Below are 16,379 nucleotides of genomic sequence, written 5' to 3'. Positions count from 1 at the left end.
CCGACCGGTCACGTTCCGTCGCCCGGGGCTGCTCGGCGAGGGGTCACGACACGCTGTCGGCGATGCGCCGAGTGGTCACGAACTGTCGCCCGGAGGCCCGGCAACCGACAGTTCGTGACCGCACGGCGGAACTGAGCGGGGTGTCGTGACCACCCCGCACCCGCACCCGCACCCGCCCCCGCACCCCCTCACCCGAGCGCGGGCACCCCGAGCTCACCCGTGACGTACTGGGCACGCCCGAAGCCGAAGGACCAGTCCTGCGGCCCGTTCTCGACGTAGCCGATGAAGACGTCCTCGGACGCGACACCGATCGCCGCGAGGGCGTCGTGGATCGCCCGGTACAGCGCCGCCTTCGCCTCATCGGTCCGCCCGCGCTGCGTGAACACCTGGATGACGATGACACCCTCGGTGCGCTCGAACCCCAGGCCGGCGTCCTCGGCGATGATCTGTTGCGCGGGGTGCTCGGTGATCACCTGGAACCGGTCCCGTACCGGGATCCCGTACACGTCGACGATGGCCTGGTGAATGGCGTCGGCGATGCCACGGACGGCCTCCGGCGTGCGGCCGGTGGCGAGGTCGATACGGACGAGCGGCATGGTGCCTCCTGGTTGCTCGGACTTTGTCCTTACATACTAACAAGCAAGGACGACCAGGTGTCTAGAACCTCGGCGTCGGTGCCCCGTACGTCAGCGGCCCGTCGACGCGAGCGACGTCGTGCCACGAGCCGTCGACCAGCGATGCCTCCGCGGCCTCGACGATCGACGCGGCAGCCAGCCCGTCGGCGACCGAGGGTGCGAGCTGCTCCCCGCGCTGCACGCTCGCGATGAACTGCGCCGCCTCGATCGTCTTCAGGTCGTCGTACCCCATCGCCGTGCCGGCACCCGGCTGGAACCGCCCGAACTCGCCGTCCCCGGGAGCGACGTAGTGCGTCGCGTACCCGTCGACCTCCTGGCCGTCCAGGTACACCTCGAGCTCGTTGAGGCGCTGGAAGTCCCACCGGACCGAACCGCGGGTGCCGTAGATCTCGAGCGTGTACTCGGCGCGCGGCCCACGCATGACCCGACTCGAGTCCATCGTGCCGACCGCACCGTCCTCGAAGCGGAACAGCAGCGCCGCGTAGTCCTCGTTCTCGACTGCACCGAGCTCGCCGGTCGCCGCGGCGCTGCGGTCGACGATGCCGGCAGCCGGGCGGGGCCGCGACTCGATGAACGTCTCGGCGAGCGCACTGACCGACGCGATCCGTCCGACCACGTACTGCGCCAGGTCGAGTCCGTGCGACAGCAGGTCGCCGAGCACACCCGATCCGGCACGCTCACGCTCGAAGCGCCAGGTCAGCGGGGCCGCCGGGTCGGACGAGTAGTCGGCGAGCAGCGAGCCGCGCACGTTCGTGATCCGGCCGAGTCGTCCACTCCGGACGAGTTCACGGGCACGCTCGATCGCCGGGGCGTGCCGGTAGTTGAAACCGACACTCGTGATGACTCCGGCGCGCTGCACCGCCTGGTGGATGGAGCGCGAGTCGCTGGCGTACCGCCCCATCGGCTTCTCGATCCAGAACGGCTTGCCCGCCTCGGCCGCGGCGACGGCCATCTCGCGGTGCAGGAAGTTCGGCGAACAGATCGACACGACGTCGACCGCCGGGTCGGCGAGGACCTCGTGGTAGTCGGCGACGGCCCGCTCGTACCCGAGCCGCGTCACCGCCTGGTCACGGGCCGCCTCGATCGGGTCGGCCGCGACGACGAGCCGCGGCTGGACGCCGAGCTCCGGGAAGTGGTCCGGCAACGCTCGGTAGGCACGCGAGTGCAACCGCCCCATCCAGCCGACCGAGATCAGCCCGACGCCGATGCTGTCCATGGAGAACTCCTTCGTTCAGGTGACGCGCATTGGAGCGCGACAACGAGCGTAGCCGATGCGGCGGACTTTGTCAGCACATGACGCAACCGCCTGGAGGCCCGGTGCCGGTCTCGGGGACCGGCACCGGGCCTCCAGGCTGGTGCGTCAGCGCGCGGGGCGCGACCCGTGGTTCCGACCGCGGATCGCGCCGCGCATCAGATCGCGTTTCAGATCGCGGGGACGATGATGTCGCAGACCAGGGCGTCGAGCTTCGCGTCGGCGTCCAGGAACTGTCGGAGCGTCGTCACGGTCGCACCGAAGCGGTCGAACTCGTCGATCGTCATGCCGTCCACGTCGTAGCCGCGGGCGAACTCCGGCGTCGCGGCCCGGAGCGCCTCGATGACGTGCACGGGGACCTCGTCGTCGATGGCGTGCGGACGGAACGGGAACGCGTTGTCGTTGATGTCCTTCGTCCACTGGAACGGGGGCGACACCACCAGGTCCCCGCCCTGGAACTCCGACCACTGCAGCGCGTTGCGGAACGCGGCGACCAGCACGCGCGAGCGGAACCCACGCTCCTGGAAGACGCGGTAGGCGTTCTTCACCGCGGCGACACCGGCCCACTCGAGGATGCCCGGGTCCACCATCACGTGGTCGCGCTTGACGACGGTCTTCAGCCAGTCGTCGAAGCGGCCGGCCATCAGGGTGACGACGTGTCCGAACTCCTGCTCCGGCAGGCCCTCGGCAGCACGGCGGTCGAGGGCGCGCTCGATGGCCTCGCCCACGGCGACGACCTGCGGCACGGTGAAGGACACCGTGGCGTTGATCGAGACCCCGCGGTAGGCGGCTTCCTCGATCGCGGCGATGCCGACCTTCGTGGCGGGGATCTTCACGATGATGTTCGGCGCGAGCTGCGAGAACCGGACGGCCTGTTCGACGAGCGCGTCGGCGTCGCGGTGGAACCGGGGGTCGGTCTGCATGGACAGTCGACCGTTCCGGCCGCCGGACGCCTCGAACGCGGGCAGCAGCTGCGCCGCGGCGGCGATGGAGAGCTCCTCGACGGCCTTCCAGCCGATCCAGGACTCCCCCGCCGTCGGGTGCTCCTCGGCGATCTCGCGGATGCGCGGGACCCAGGTCTCCGGGTCCTGCTGGATGCAGGTGTACGCGATCACCGGGTTGCAGGTCGCACCGACGGCACCGTACTCGTGGATGGCGGTCGACAGTTCGCGCGGGTCGGCGGAGTCGTTCCACAGGGCGGTCGGGGTCTGCTCCGCGGCCTGCAGGGTGACGGGGCGGGAGTCGGCGTCGGTGGACGCCTGCGTCTCGAGGGTGGTGGTCATCGGTGGAGTCCCTTCGTGATCGTGTCGAGTTGGAACCGCGACACCGCGTCGGCGTTCTCGTCCTCGGCGAAGACGCTCGAGACCGCGACGGTGTCCTCGCGCGCCGAGAAACCGACCCGGTCGAGCGCCGCCCAGAAGGCGTCGAAGTCGACGTCCGCCTGGCCGACCGGCAGGTGCTGGTGCACCCGGACCGGGTTGCCCGGCGGGTTCGTGATGTAGCGCAGGCCGTGCGAGCGACGGTGGTCGTACGCGTCGGCGACGTGGACCAGCTGCAGCGAGTCACCGGCGGCGTCGATGATCTCGTCCATGTTGCCGCCGTAGTGGAACGTGTGGCAGGCGACGTAGACGAAGCCGACGTGCTTCGAGTTCAGGCCGCGGATCACCCGGAGCGCCTCGAGCCCGTCCTCGACGAAGTCGTCGGGGTGCGGGTCGATGAGCACACGGATGCCGGCGTCCTCGATGATCGGCAGCAGTTCCTCCATCGACCGGTAGAACTGGTCCTCGGACTCCTCGGCACGCTCGGGGCGGCCGGAGAACTCCGTGTTGATGGTGTCCACGCCGAGGCGCTTCGTGATCTCAATGACCCGCTTCCACTTCCGCACCGCAGCCTGTCGGGCGTCCTCGTCCGGGCCCGACCAGCGCAGCACGGGCAGCACGCTCGCCACCTGGACACCGGCGTCACGGCAGGCCGCGGCGAACGCGTCGACCAGGTCGTCGTCGGCCTTCGGGTGCCGGTAGAAGGGGATGAAGTCCTTGTGCGGCGTGAGCTGCAGGTACTCGTAGCCGAGCTCCGCGACCTTGCGCGGGAACTCGAGCAGCGACAGGTCGTGGTGGAACGGGGTCGGGTCGAGCGCGATCTTCGGCATCGATCAGGCCCCGGCGAGCGCGGACGGTGCGGTCGCGTCGATCGTCTCGTCGTAGAACGCCGGCTTCGTGACCGCGTACTCGACCACTTCGTGCGCGCCGGACTGCTGGGCCCGGACCGCGACCTCGGCGACGACGGAGGCGGTGTAGCCGTCCCAGGCACTCGGCCCGTCGATGCCGCCGGTCCGGGCAGCGTCGACCCAGCGCTGCACCTCTTCGTCGTAGGCGGCACCGAAGCGCTCCTTGAAGGACGGCGTGATGCCCTGCGAGGTCGCTCCGGCTGCGACGAGCGAGAGCGACGTGTCGCGGCCGATGTAGGCGACGCCGGACTCGAACACGGCGTCGGTGGTGACCTGGTAGCCGAACTGGGCGTTGACGTTGATCTCGACGATCGCCATCGTGCCGGACTCGGTGGTGAACAGGACGAACTGCGGCTCAGGCAGGTCGGCCGGCGCGAGGGAGTTCTTGCGCGGCTTCTTCACCTCGACGCTCGTGATGGCTTCGCCGGTCAGGAACGGGATGATGTCGATCTCGTGGATCACCGAGTCGTGGATGAGCATCGACTCGCTGAAGTTGGGCGGCGTCGTCGGGTTGCGGTGCGCGTGGTGCAGGGCGAGCAGGGCGCCGTTCGCCCCCGACTCGCGCAGCGCCTTGAGCTCCTGGTACCCGGCGTCGAAGCGGCGCATGAAGCCGACCTGGATGACCGGTCGGGCGGCGTGCTGCTGCTCGAGCTCGACGATGCGCAGCGAGTCCTCGGCGCTGGTCGTCAGCGGCTTCTCGCACAGGACGGTGAGCCCGCGCTCGAGCGCCGTCACCAGGATCGGCTCGTGCAGGAAGCCCGGCGTCGCGATGATGACGGCGTCGATCTCGGTTCGCTCGAGCGCCTCGTCGAAGGACGCGGCGGTGATCGCGCCGGGCGCCAGGGCCGCCGCCGCGGCGGCACGGGCCTGGTCGGGCTCGACGACGGCGACGACGTCGGCGTTCGAGATCTTGGCGGTGATGCGGCGGACGTGGTCGGCGCCCATCATGCCGGCGCCGACGACGGCGACGCGGAGGTTCTGCGTGGTGGTCATGGTGGTGTTCTCCTGGTGGTTGTTGACGCTGCGTGGACGGCGCGTCAGGAGGCGCGGGCGGCCGAGGTCGAGCCGAAGATGTGCTGGAAGGTGCGCTCGGCGATCGGGCCGGGGGCGTCGACGGAGCAGCCGTACATGTCCTGCTCGACGATGCCGAAGACGTCCGGGTTGATCGCGGCGACGGCCTCGATGATCGGGGCGAGTTCCGGGGTGCCGTGCGGCGGCTCGGTCATGATGCCCTGCGACACGGCGGTCGCGAACGGCACGTCGTTCTTGAGCACGTCGAACAGCAGGTCGGTGTCGACCTGCTTGAGGTGCAGGTAGCCGATGCGCTCCGGGTGGGCGGCGATGAGCTTGAGGTTGTCGCCGCCGTAGTAGGCGAAGTGGCCGGTGTCGAGGCAGAGGTTGGTGTACTCGGGGTTCGTGACCTCGAGGAACCGCACGGTCTCCTTGTAGGTGCCGACGTGGCTGTCCGCGTGGGTGTGGAACTGCTGGTGGACGCCGTACTCCTCGAGCAGCGCCTTGCCGAGCTGGTCGTGGCCCTTGCCGAGACGCTCCCACTGCTCGTCGGTGAGCGTGCGCGACTCGAGCACCTCTTCGGTGGCGTCCGAGCGCCACAGGTCCGGGATCGTCACCAGGTGCTCGGCGCCGAGCTTCGCTGCCAGACCGGCGACCGCGACGGCCTGGTCCCACGCACGCTGGAACTGGTCCTCGCCCTTGTGGAACCCGGTGAAGACCGTGCCCGCCGACAGCTTGAGCCCGCGGGAATCGAGCTCGTCGGACAGCTGCGACGGGTCGGTCGGCAGGTACCCGTACGGCCCGAGCTCGATCCACTCGTACCCGGCGGCGGACGCCTCGTCGAGGAAGCGCTGCCACGGCACCTGCTTCGGGTCGTCCGGGAACCAGACGCCCCACGAGTCCGGGGCGGTGCCGATGCGGATCGAGGCGGGCGCCGCGTCGGTGGCGGGGCTGCCGATGGGGGTGGCGGTGTCGGTCATGACGTCGCTGTCGCTTTCTGTCTCGTGAACGGTTCAGCCGAGCAGCGGACGCTGCGTGGCGACCTGCTGCTCGTACTCGGCGCGGGCGGCCTGGGTGCTGGGGAGGGTGGAGGTCTGCGCGACCGGCACGTCCCACCAGCCGTCGCCCTCGGGGGCGTAGACCAGCGGGTCGGAGTTGATGTGCACCAGGGTGGTGTGGTCGTTCGCCTTCGCCTGACGCAGCGCGGCCTTCAGGTCCTCGATGCTGTCCGGACCGGGCTGCACCTCGATGACGTCGACGCCGTACGAGCGGGCGTTGGCGGCGAGGTCGACGGGCAGGGGCTCGCCGTTCTCGAACGACTCGGTCTCGTCGAGGTAGCGGTACTTCGTGCCGAAGCGCTCGGAGCCGACGGTCTCGGACAGGTGCCCGATCGACGCGTACCCGTGGTTCTGGATGAGCACGACGATGATCTTGATGCCCTCGGCCACGGCGGTGACGAGCTCGGTGTGCAGCATGAGGTAGCTGCCGTCACCGACCATCACGATCGCGTCGCGGTCCGGAGCCCCGCGGCGGACACCGATGCCACCGGCGATCTCGTAGCCCATGCACGAGAACGCGTACTCGACGTGGTACCCGAGCTCGTCCCGCACCCGCCAGAGCTTGTGCAGGTCGCCGGGCAGCGAGCCCGCCGCCTGGATCACGACGTCGCGCGGGTCGGAGACCGACTGCACGGCCCCGATGATCTCGGGCTGACCGGGCAGGTCTGCACCGGACGGGGCGAAGGCGCCGTCGACGGCGGCGTCCCACGCCGCCTTCAGCGAGGCGATCTCGGAGGCGTAGCCGGGGTCGACGACGTACGCCGTGTCCGACGTGAGCGACTCCGTCAGGGCGACCAGCGCCTCCCGGGCGTCCGCGATCAGCGGCAGCTGCGAACCGTGCTTGTAGGCGTCGAACGCGGCCACGTTGACGTTGACGAACGTGACGTCCGGGTTCTGGAACGCCGTGCGCGACGCCGTGGTGAAGTCGCTGTAGCGGGTGCCGATCCCGATGACGACGTCGGCCTGGGCGGCGATCGCGTTGGCGGCCGCGGTGCCCGTCGCGCCGATCCCGCCGAGGTACTGCGGGTGGTCCCAGACCAGGGATCCGCCGCCGGCCTGCGACGTGCCGACCGGGATCCCGGTGGCCTCGACGAAGGCGCGGAGCTCGTCGGCGGCGTCGGAGTACAGCACCCCGCCACCGGCCACGATGACCGGACGCCGGCCGGCACGGATCGCGGCCACGGCACGCTCGAGCGGGCCGCGCTCGGGCAGCGGGCGGCGGATGTGCCACTCGCGCGGCTGCAGGAACGCGACGGGAACGTCGAACTCCTCGGCCTGGACGTCCTCGGGCAGCGCGATCGTCACCGCACCCGTCTCGGCCGGGTCGGTCAGCACCCGCATCGCGGCGAGGGCGATCGAGAACAGCTGCTCCGGACGCTCCACACGGTCGAAGTAGCGCGACAGCGGACGGAAGGCGTCGGTGACCTGCAACGACGTGTCGTGCGGCAGCTCGATCTGCTGGAGCACCGGGTCCGTGGTGCGCGTGGCGAAGGTGTCCGACGGCAGCAGCAGTGCCGGCAGCCGGTTCGTGGTGGCGAGTGCCGCGGCGGTCAGCATGTTGGCGGCGCCCGGGCCGACCGACGCCGTCGACGCGTAGGTCGCGCGGCGGCGGTGCATGCGGGCGAAGCCGACGGCCTCGTGCACCATCGCCTGCTCGTTGCGGGCCTGGTGGTACGGCAGCAGACCGGGCTGCTCGACGTGGAGCTGCTTGATGGCCTGACCGACCCCGGCGACGTTGCCGTGCCCGAAGATGCCGAAGATCCCCGGGATGGTGCGTTCGCGGACGTCGCCGTCGACGGTCCACTGGTTGGCCAGGAACTCGACGAGTGCCTGGCCGACCGTCATCTTCCGCGTGGTGGTGGTCACGCCTGCTTCCTTTCGTAGGGCAGTCGTGGGTCGATCGATTCCGATGCCCACGCCTGCCGGACCCACCCGTGGGCGGGGTCGTCGGTGATGTTCCAGACGCGCTCCGGGTCGGGCCCGGCCATCACGTTCAGGTAGTACATGTCGTAGCCCGGAGCGGCGACCGCCGGACCGTGCCAGCCGTACGGCACCAGGGCGACGTCGCCGGTCCGGACCTGCCGGAACTCGTCGATGGCGCGGTCGTCCGAGGCGTACGTGCGGTGCAGGGCGAACGGGTCGGCGGCCTCGGTCGCGATCGACTCGAGCCCACGGGACACCGCAGCCTCGTAGTAGTAGATCTCCTCGAGGTTCGACTCCGACCCGGGCACGTTCGTGTCGTGCTTGTGGGGCGGGTACGACGACCAGTTGCCGGCCGGCGTGATCACTTCGCACACGATGAACTTGACGGCGTCGAGCGCCGCCGGGGTGCCGAAGTTGTGCACCTGACGGCTCGACTGTCCGGCACCGCGGAGCTCCACCGGCACGTCCGGCCGGGCCACGTAGGTGGTCGGCTTGACGGTGTCGGTGGGCGCCTCGGCGACGGCGAACCGGCCGCTGCCGGTGATGGTGGCCGCGGAGCCCGAGCCCAGGTACAGGACGTCGGTGGGGCCGTCGAAGACGCTCTCCCGCCCCTGCAGGGTCTGCTCGCCGTCACCGGCAGCGCCCGAGTGGGTCACGTGGAACGACCCGGCGAGCGGCACGACGATGCGCTCCACGGCGTCGGCCGGGAGGCGCAGCTCGCCCCCGTCGGTCAGCGCGCCGGTCCGGAGCCCGGTGTGCGCCCACCCCTCGATGCGACCGTCGACCACGTCAGTCCAGCCCGCCTCGGGCCGGGAGCCCGCCGGGATGAACCACTGGTCGTGCTGGTGCTGTTCGTTCGCCATGCTGCGGGTCAGTTGTTCGACGGGAAGCCGAGGTTGATGCCGCCGTGCGACGGGTCGAGCCACCGGCTCGTGATCGCCTTCTGACGGGTGAAGAAGCTCACGCCGTCGGCGCCGTACGCCTTGTGGTCGCCGAACAGCGAGTTCTTCCAGCCGCCGAACGAGTAGTAGGCGACGGGCACCGGGATCGGGACGTTGATGCCGATCATGCCGACCTGCACGTCGCGCTGGAACCGTCGGGCGGCGCCACCGTCGTTCGTGAAGATGGCGGTGCCGTTGCCGTACGCGCCGGAGTTGATGAGCTCGAGGCCCTCTTCGTAGGTGGCGACCCGCACGACGCTCAGCACCGGACCGAAGATCTCCTCGGTGTAGACGCGGCTGGTGGTGGGCACCTGGTCGATCAGCGTCGGACCGAGCCAGAAGCCGTTCTCGTCGCCGTCGGGTCGGACGGTGCGGCCGTCCACCACAACCACCGCACCGTCCTGCTCTGCGACCTCGATGTACGAGGCGACCTTGTCACGGTGCTGCTTCGTGACGAGCGGCCCCATGTCGCACCCGCGACGACCGTCGCCGATGCGCAGGGTCGCCGCGCGGTCCTTGATCTTCTGGATGAGCTCGTCCGCCACCGGCTCGACGGCGACGACGACCGAGATCGCCATGCAGCGTTCACCGGCCGAACCGAAGCCGGCGTTGATCGCGTTGTCGGCGACCAGGTCGAGGTCGGCGTCGGGCAGGACGAGCATGTGGTTCTTCGCGCCGCCGAGGGCCTGCACGCGCTTGCCGTGCTTCGTGCCGCTCTCGTAGACGTACTGCGCGATGGGCGTGGAGCCGACGAACGAGATCGACTCGACGTCGTCGCTGGTGAGCAGGCCGTCGACGGACAGCTTGTCGCCGTTGAGCACGTTGAAGACGCCGTCGGGCAACCCGGCCTCCTTGAACTTCTCGGCGAGCCAGATGGCGGCCGACGGGTCCTTCTCGCTCGGCTTCAGCACGACGGTGTTGCCCGCGGCGATCGCGATCGGCAGGAACCAGAGCGGCACCATCGCCGGGAAGTTGAAGGGGCTGATGATGCCCACGACGCCGAGCGGCTGGCGGATCGAGTAGACGTCGATGCCGGTCGAGACCTGGTCGGAGAACTCGCCCTTCATCAGGCTCGGGATGTTGGTGGCGAGCTCCACGACCTCTTGCCCACGGGCGATCTCACCCAGGGCGTCGTCGATGACCTTGCCGTGCTCGCTCGTGATGATCTCGGCCAGCTCGGCCTTGTCGCGGTTCAGGATCTCGCGGAACGAGAACAGGATCGCCTGGCGCTTGGCCAGTGACAGGTTGCTCCAGCCGGGGAACGCCGCCTTGGCGCTGCCGATGGCCGCCTGGATCTCGGACTCGTCGGCCAGCGCGACCTGCTTGGTCGCGACGCCGAGCGCCGGGTCGTACACGGGGGCGGTCTTGCCCGACGCGGATTCGACGCGCTTGCCGTCGATCCAGTGCCCGACGGTGGTGGTGGTCGTGTCGGTGAGCGTCATGCGTTGCTTCCTTCCGAGATGGACGAGTCCATGGTGGTGGCGCCCGCGAGCCGAGCGGCTGGGTCGTGGGCATCTGTGGAGAACCCGCCCCGGGCCTCCTGGCTGTGGACGAGACCGGCGGCGACGTCCACGGCGGCGGCGACGTCGCCGTCCGAGGGGTAGAGCAGGGTGCGTCCGACGACCAGGCCGCGGACGCCGGGCAGGGCCAGGGCGTCAGCCCACTTGGCGTACGTCTCCAGCGGGCGCGACGCCGGGTCGCCGCCGAGCAGCAGCGTCGGCAGCGTCGTCGCGGCCATCACGCGCTCCATGTCGTCGACGACGGGGATCTTGAGCCAGCTGTAGGCGCTGGATTCGCCGAGTCCCGCGGCGATCGCCATCGAGGTGATCACGGCGTCGGCCGACAGGTCGTTGACGACCCGGCCGTCCCGCCACTCGGACATGAACGGCTCGAGCATGATCGGCAGCTGGAGCGCCGCGGCCTCGCTGACGGCACGGGCCGTGGCCTCGAGCGTCGGCGCGGTGCCCGCGTCTTCCAGGGCGATGCGCACCAGCAGCTTGGCGAAGTCGAGCCCGGAGTCCTTGATCGCCCGCGCCGAGTACGCCGTGTACCGGTCGTCCATCTCGAAGGTCGCGCCACGGAGTCCACCGCGGTTCATCGACCCGACGACGACCTTGCCGTCGAGGGCGCCGAGCAGCGCGAGGTCCTCGAGGATGTCGGGGGTGCCGAGCACCCCGTCGACCCCCGGACGGCCGAGGGCCGTGACGAGCCGCTCGAGCAGGTCGTAGCGGTCCGCCATCGCGGACTTGTCGTCGCGCACGGCCAGCGCACCGCGTGCGGGGTGGTCGGCGGCGACGATGAAGAGCTTGCCGTCGTCGGCGAGCAGGGAGCGCTTGTGGCGGGCGTCGAGCGTGGCACGCACCAGGTCGGGCTGGCCGGCACGGATGTCGCGGAGGCGCTGGAAGTCAGCGGGGCTGAGCTCAGGCATGGGTCTTCTCCTCGGTGTTCGTCTCACCCGTGTACGTCTCACCCGTGTGGTTCGTGCCCTCGGCCGGGTTGTCGGTCAGGAACTGCTCGATCTCGTCGCTCGTCGGCATCGCCGTCGAGCACTCGAACCGCGTCGCGACGATCGCGCCGGCTGCGTTGCAGAACGCCAGGATCCGCTCGAGGCTCCAGCCCTGCAGCAGTCCGTGGGTCAGCGCGCCGCCGAAGCCGTCGCCCGAGCCGAGCCCGTTCACGACGTCGATGTGGTGCGGACGGAACTCGACGAACTCGTCGCGGGTCTTCGCCAGCACGCCCTTCGGCCCCTGCTTGACGATCGCGATCTCGACACCGCGGTCGAGCAGGGCGTCGGCGGCGCGGACCGGATCGGTCTCCCCCACCGCGACCTCGCACTCCTCGCGGTTGCCGACGGCGACGGTGGCGTGCTCGAGGGCGATGGCGACCTCGCGCGTCGCGGCCTCGGGGCTCGACCAGAACATCGACCGGTAGTCCAGGTCCAAGACGGTGTGGGTCTTCGTGCTGTTCTGCGCGGCGGACCGGGCTTCGTACGCCACGTGGTGCGCCTGTCGGCTCGGCTCCTCGCTGAGGCCGGTCACCGTGGTCCAGAAGATCTTCGCGCGCTCGATCTCGTGCAGCGGCAGGGACTTCGCCGTGATCATCAGGTCCGGCGCCTTCGGGGCCCGGTAGAAGTAGAGCGGGAAGTCGTCCGGCGGGAAGATCTCGCAGAAGGCGACGGGGGTGTTCAGCCCCTCCACCGTCTCGACGAAGGCGTTCGCGACGCCGTACTCGGGCAGCGTGCGGGCGATGTACCGGCCGAAGGGGTCGTTGCCCGTCCGGGTGATGACCGCGGCGTCCGCGCCGTGGCGAGCAGCGGCGATGGCGACGTTCGTGGCGCTGCCGCCGACGGACTTCGAGAAGGTCGAGACGTCCTCGAGCGGGCCGGTCTGCTGCGGGTAGATGTCGACGCTGACGCGTCCCATCGTGATCACGTCGTAGGCGTGGGGAGCTTGGTTCGTCATGCGACGCGGTGGACCTTCCGTGCGGCTTCATCGGCGGACGATCACGACTGTACACCCTGTTTGCCCTAATGTCATGACATGGATTGCGGGGTCCGTCACGCGGGTCGCGTAGCGTCCGTCACGCTGGTCCGGCGGGTCACCTCGGAGTGCCGGGAGGCGCGGTGTCGGTGGGTTCTGCCAGGGTCGCGACATGCAGATCCTCGCCCTGGTCATCGGTCTCGTGATCGGCATCGCCGTCGGTGCGGTCGTCGCCTGGTCGCTCGCCCGCTCGCGCGCGGGCGTCGACGCCGCGTCGGCCCGCGCGACGGCCGAGGCCCTGCGCGGCCAGCTCGAGGCGGTGCGGCGCGACGCCGAGGAACGCCTCGACGCCCAGGACACGCAGTACCGCCGCCAGGTCGACTCGCTCGAACGACGCTCCGCCGAACTCGAGCACCTGGTGCAGCGCATGCACGGCGTCGACGCGGCCCGCAACCAGAACGAGTCGAAGGTGCTCTCCGCGCTCAGTCCCGTGGCGCAGACGCTCGACGTGATGCGCACGAAGATCGCCGAGCTCGAGCAGTCGCGGAGCGAGCAGTACGGCGCGCTGTCGGCGCAGCTCCGGTCGGCCGCCGAGTCGGAAGAGCGCCTCCGCGCCACCGCCGACACCCTGGCCAGCGCCCTTTCGTCGAACAGCACGCGCGGCGTCTGGGGCGAGACGCAGCTGCGCAACGTGGTCGAGGCCGCCGGGCTGCTCGAACGGGTCGACTTCGACGTGCAGTCCTCCGTCACCACCGCGGTCGGCTCCGCCCGGCCGGACATGGTCGTGCACCTGCCCGGCGGCAAGACCATCGCCGTCGACGCCAAGGTGCCGTTCAGCGCCTACCTGCAGGCCGCCGAGATCCCCGCGACCGCCACCGGCGCCGAGGCAGCACGGCGCGACCAGCTCATCGCCCAGCACGTCAAGGCGCTCCGCGCGCACGTCGACGCCCTCGCCGCACGGGAGTACTGGACCGGGTACGACGCCTCACCCGAGCTCACCGTCGCCTTCATCCCGTCCGAGTCGCTCATCTCGAGCGCCCTCGCCGCCGACCCCGGGCTGCTCGACCACGCCTTCCGCAAGCGCATCGCCCTCGCCTCACCCGTGACCCTGTGGTCGGTGCTCAAGACCGTGGCGTTCTCGTGGCAGCAGGACGTCGTGTCGCAAGAGGCGCACGAGCTCTTCAAGGTCTCCCGCGAGCTCTACGGCCGGCTGTCCACGATGGCCGGGCACGTCGACAAGCTCGGCCGCTCGATCCGGGGCTCGGTCGTCGACTACAACCGCTTCGTCGGGTCCCTCGAACGCCAGGTGCTGCCGAGCGCCCGTCGGCTGTCGCTGCTCGACGAGTCGAAGGTCATCGCGGACCCGTCGTCGATCGAGGACGAGCCGCGGCTGCTCACGGCACCGGAACTCGTCGGCGCCGTCGACGAGGACTGACGGCGCACCGCACGGCGCGGCACCGCACCGCACCGCGCAGCGCCGCGCCGCACCGCACCGCACCGCACCGCACCGCACCGCACCGCACCGCACAACGGAAACCCGTCCGAACCACGGGATCGCGTGGTTCGGACGGGTTGCAGTGGTTCAGCGCGGGATCCGCGCCGATCAGGACCGCGTGCGGATCAGAACCACTTCTCCGCACGGTGGTCGGCCTGGATGCGGCGGATCGTGTTCGAGCGTGAGCGGAGGACGAGCGAGTCGGTGTGGATGACGCCGCGCGAACGACGCACGCCGTCGACCAGGACGCCGTCGGTGACGCCGGTGGCGACGAAGAACGTGTTGTCCCCCGTGACCAGGTCGTCCTGGTCGAGGACCTTGTCCAGGTCGTGGCCGGCGGCGATGGCGCGCTCGCGCTCCTCGTCGTCCTTCGGCTGGAGCTTGCCGAGGATCACGCCGCCGAGCGCCTTGATCGCGCACGCCGTGATGATGCCCTCGGGGGTGCCGCCGACACCGACGCACATGTCGATCGTCGAGCCGGGCAGGGCGGCGGCGATCCCACCGGCGACGTCACCGTCGAGCAGCAGTCGCGTGCCCGCACCGGTCGCGCGGATGGCGCGGATCAGCTCGTCGTGGCGCGGACGGTCGAGCACGGCGACGACCATGTCCTCGAGGTCCTTGCCCTTGGCCTTCGCCAGCGCGCGGATGTTGTCGCCGATCGGCTTCTCGAGGTCCAGGACACCGCGACCCTCGGGGCCGGCGGCGATCTTGTCCATGTAGAAGACGGCAGAGGGGTCGTACATCGAGCCGCGGTCCGAGACGGCCATCACGGAGATGGCGTTCTGGCGGCCGGCGGCGGTGAGCGAGGTGCCGTCGATCGGGTCGACCGCGATGTCGCAGGCCGGACCGTGACCGTTGCCGACGTGCTCGCCGTTGTAGAGCATCGGGGCGTTGTCCTTCTCGCCCTCACCGATGACGACGACGCCGTCGAAGTTCACCGTGCCGAGGAACTTGCGCATCGCGTCGACCGCGGCGCCGTCGGCGAGGTTCTTCTCACCACGCCCGACCCACGGCTGCGCACGGATCGCGGCGGCCTCCGTCGCACGCACGAGCTCGAGCGCGAGGTTGCGGTCGGGCTGGAGGAACAGGGAGCCGGTTTCCGTAGTGGGAGTCACGACCCGAGCCTACCGACCGGCGGCCGACCCGCGGTCCGGACACCGGGCCCGTGCACGCATGTGCACGCCGGACGTGAGCCGACCGCGTAACCCGGACCGCGCCTCCAGAGCTTCTGACTACGATCGGCGGGGACATCACCGAAGTCGAAGGAGATCCACGTGCCCATCGCAACGCCGGAACAGTACGCCGAGATGATCGAACGCGCGAAGGCGGGCAAGTTCGCGTACCCCGCGGTCAACGTCTCCTCCTCGCAGACCATCAACGCGGTCCTCCAGGGCCTGCAGGAGGCCGGTTCCGACGGCATCCTCCAGGTCACGACGGGCGGTGCCGACTACTTCGCCGGCCACACCATCAAGAACCGCGCAGCTGGTGCCCTCGCGATGGCGAAGTTCGCCCACGAGGTCGCCAAGAACTACGACATCACGGTCGCGCTGCACACCGACCACTGCCCGAAGGACGCCCTCGACGGCTTCGTCCTGCCGCTGATCGCGGCGAGCGAGGAAGAGGTCCGGCAGGGTCGCAACCCGATCTTCCAGTCGCACATGTGGGACGGTTCGGCCGTGCCGCTCGACGAGAACATCGAGATCGCGAAGACCATGATCGAGAAGACGCGGAACATCAACGCGATCCTCGAGGTCGAGATCGGCGTCGTCGGCGGCGAAGAGGACGGCGTCCAGCACGAGGGCACGAACGACGCGCTCTACACCACCCCGAACGACGTCGAGAAGGTCGTCGACGCACTCGGGCTGGGCGACAAGGGCCGCTGGATCGCGGCGCTCACCTTCGGCAACGTGCACGGCGTCTACAAGCCGGGCAACGTCAAGCTCCGCCCCGAGCTCCTCGGCGAGATCCAGGCGTCGGTCGCCTCGAAGCACGGCACGGGCGAGAACCCCCTCGACCTCGTGTTCCACGGTGGCTCCGGTTCGACCGACGACGAGATCCACGAGGCTGTCCGCAACGGCGTCATCAAGATGAACATCGACACGGACACGCAGTACGCGTTCACCCGCTCGATCGCGGACTCGATGTTCCGCAACTACGAGGGCGTCCTGAAGATCGACGGCGAGGTCGGCAACAAGAAGCAGTACGACCCCCGCGCCTGGGGCAAGGTCGCCGAGACCGCCATGGCGGCCCGCGTCGTCGAGGCCGCGAAGGTCCTCGGCTCGGCCGGTCACGCCAAGGGCTGAGCAGGTCCGTCCGGTCGGGTCCACCGGCCTGGAGGAACGGGGTGCGTCCGATGGA

Annotated in this window: 14 protein-coding genes; 2 read left to right on the top strand and 12 right to left on the bottom strand. The window is 70.1% G+C overall.

Annotated features, from left to right (window positions below; genetic code table 11):
• Positions 1-188: 188 nt before the first annotated feature.
• The 11 genes from ABRP24_RS08110 to iolC all read right to left on the bottom strand — a co-directional run bounded on the left by ABRP24_RS08110 (position 189) and on the right by iolC (position 12,508).
• Positions 189-596 carry a tautomerase family protein gene (locus ABRP24_RS08110; protein WP_071405737.1) on the bottom strand — a complete coding sequence of 136 codons (408 nt, stop codon included), beginning with the start codon at positions 594-596 and terminating at the stop codon, positions 189-191.
• Between the two features lie 61 nt (positions 597-657).
• Positions 658-1,851 carry a Gfo/Idh/MocA family oxidoreductase gene (locus tag ABRP24_RS08105; RefSeq protein WP_349848115.1) on the bottom strand — a complete coding sequence of 398 codons (1,194 nt, stop codon included), beginning with the start codon at positions 1,849-1,851 and terminating at the stop codon, positions 658-660.
• 206 nt (positions 1,852-2,057) lie between these two features.
• A complete protein-coding gene (locus tag ABRP24_RS08100) occupies positions 2,058-3,170 on the bottom strand; it encodes a transaldolase family protein (RefSeq protein ID WP_349848117.1) in 1,113 nt (370 codons plus the stop codon).
• A complete protein-coding gene (locus ABRP24_RS08095; RefSeq protein WP_110864413.1) occupies positions 3,167-4,036 on the bottom strand; it encodes a sugar phosphate isomerase/epimerase family protein in 870 nt (289 codons plus the stop codon). The genes ABRP24_RS08100 and ABRP24_RS08095 overlap by 4 nt, the downstream gene beginning before the upstream one ends.
• Positions 4,037-4,039: 3 nt before the next feature.
• On the bottom strand, positions 4,040-5,107 hold the full coding sequence (locus ABRP24_RS08090; protein ID WP_301629581.1) for a Gfo/Idh/MocA family protein: 1,068 nt from the start codon (positions 5,105-5,107) through the stop codon (positions 4,040-4,042).
• 44 nt (positions 5,108-5,151) lie between these two features.
• Positions 5,152-6,105 (bottom strand): sugar phosphate isomerase/epimerase, encoded by a 954-nt coding sequence (locus tag ABRP24_RS08085; RefSeq protein ID WP_301629579.1) that lies wholly within the window; start codon positions 6,103-6,105, stop codon positions 5,152-5,154.
• 33 nt (positions 6,106-6,138) lie between these two features.
• Positions 6,139-8,028: a 3D-(3,5/4)-trihydroxycyclohexane-1,2-dione acylhydrolase (decyclizing) gene (iolD, locus tag ABRP24_RS08080; RefSeq protein WP_035807757.1), complete on the bottom strand. Its 1,890-nt coding sequence runs from the start codon at positions 8,026-8,028 to the stop codon at positions 6,139-6,141.
• Positions 8,029-8,045: 17 nt separating this feature from the next.
• Positions 8,046-8,969, bottom strand: a complete 924-nt coding sequence (gene iolB / locus ABRP24_RS08075) for a 5-deoxy-glucuronate isomerase (protein ID WP_176708304.1) — start codon at positions 8,967-8,969, stop codon at positions 8,046-8,048.
• Positions 8,970-8,977: 8 nt separating this feature from the next.
• Entirely contained in the window at positions 8,978-10,489 is a 1,512-nt protein-coding gene (locus ABRP24_RS08070) for a CoA-acylating methylmalonate-semialdehyde dehydrogenase (protein WP_301629577.1), read from the bottom strand.
• Entirely contained in the window at positions 10,486-11,475 is a 990-nt protein-coding gene (locus ABRP24_RS08065) for a class I fructose-bisphosphate aldolase (RefSeq protein ID WP_301629576.1), read from the bottom strand. The genes ABRP24_RS08070 and ABRP24_RS08065 overlap by 4 nt, the downstream gene beginning before the upstream one ends.
• Entirely contained in the window at positions 11,468-12,508 is a 1,041-nt protein-coding gene (gene iolC / locus ABRP24_RS08060; RefSeq protein ID WP_027464520.1) for a 5-dehydro-2-deoxygluconokinase, read from the bottom strand. The genes ABRP24_RS08065 and iolC overlap by 8 nt, the downstream gene beginning before the upstream one ends.
• Positions 12,509-12,698: 190 nt before the next feature.
• Between iolC and ABRP24_RS08055 the strand changes: the two genes are divergently transcribed.
• Positions 12,699-13,961, top strand: a complete 1,263-nt coding sequence (locus ABRP24_RS08055; RefSeq protein ID WP_111056968.1) for a DNA recombination protein RmuC — start codon at positions 12,699-12,701, stop codon at positions 13,959-13,961.
• A gap of 185 nt (positions 13,962-14,146) precedes the next feature.
• Here the strand turns inward: ABRP24_RS08055 and glpX are convergent, their stop codons facing one another.
• Positions 14,147-15,136 carry a class II fructose-bisphosphatase gene (gene glpX / locus ABRP24_RS08050; RefSeq protein ID WP_017886722.1) on the bottom strand — a complete coding sequence of 330 codons (990 nt, stop codon included), beginning with the start codon at positions 15,134-15,136 and terminating at the stop codon, positions 14,147-14,149.
• Positions 15,137-15,295: 159 nt separating this feature from the next.
• Between glpX and fbaA the strand changes: the two genes are divergently transcribed.
• A complete protein-coding gene (gene fbaA / locus ABRP24_RS08045) occupies positions 15,296-16,324 on the top strand; it encodes a class II fructose-bisphosphate aldolase (RefSeq protein WP_110860683.1) in 1,029 nt (342 codons plus the stop codon).
• Positions 16,325-16,379 lie beyond the last annotated feature (55 nt).

It is taken from the genome of Curtobacterium sp. WHRI 8282, assembly GCF_040223925.2.
GTDB classification, from domain to species: domain Bacteria; phylum Actinomycetota; class Actinomycetes; order Actinomycetales; family Microbacteriaceae; genus Curtobacterium; species Curtobacterium flaccumfaciens.
The sequence above is the reverse complement of the archived record's forward strand: the minus strand, read 5'-3'. Positions and strand labels throughout refer to the sequence as shown.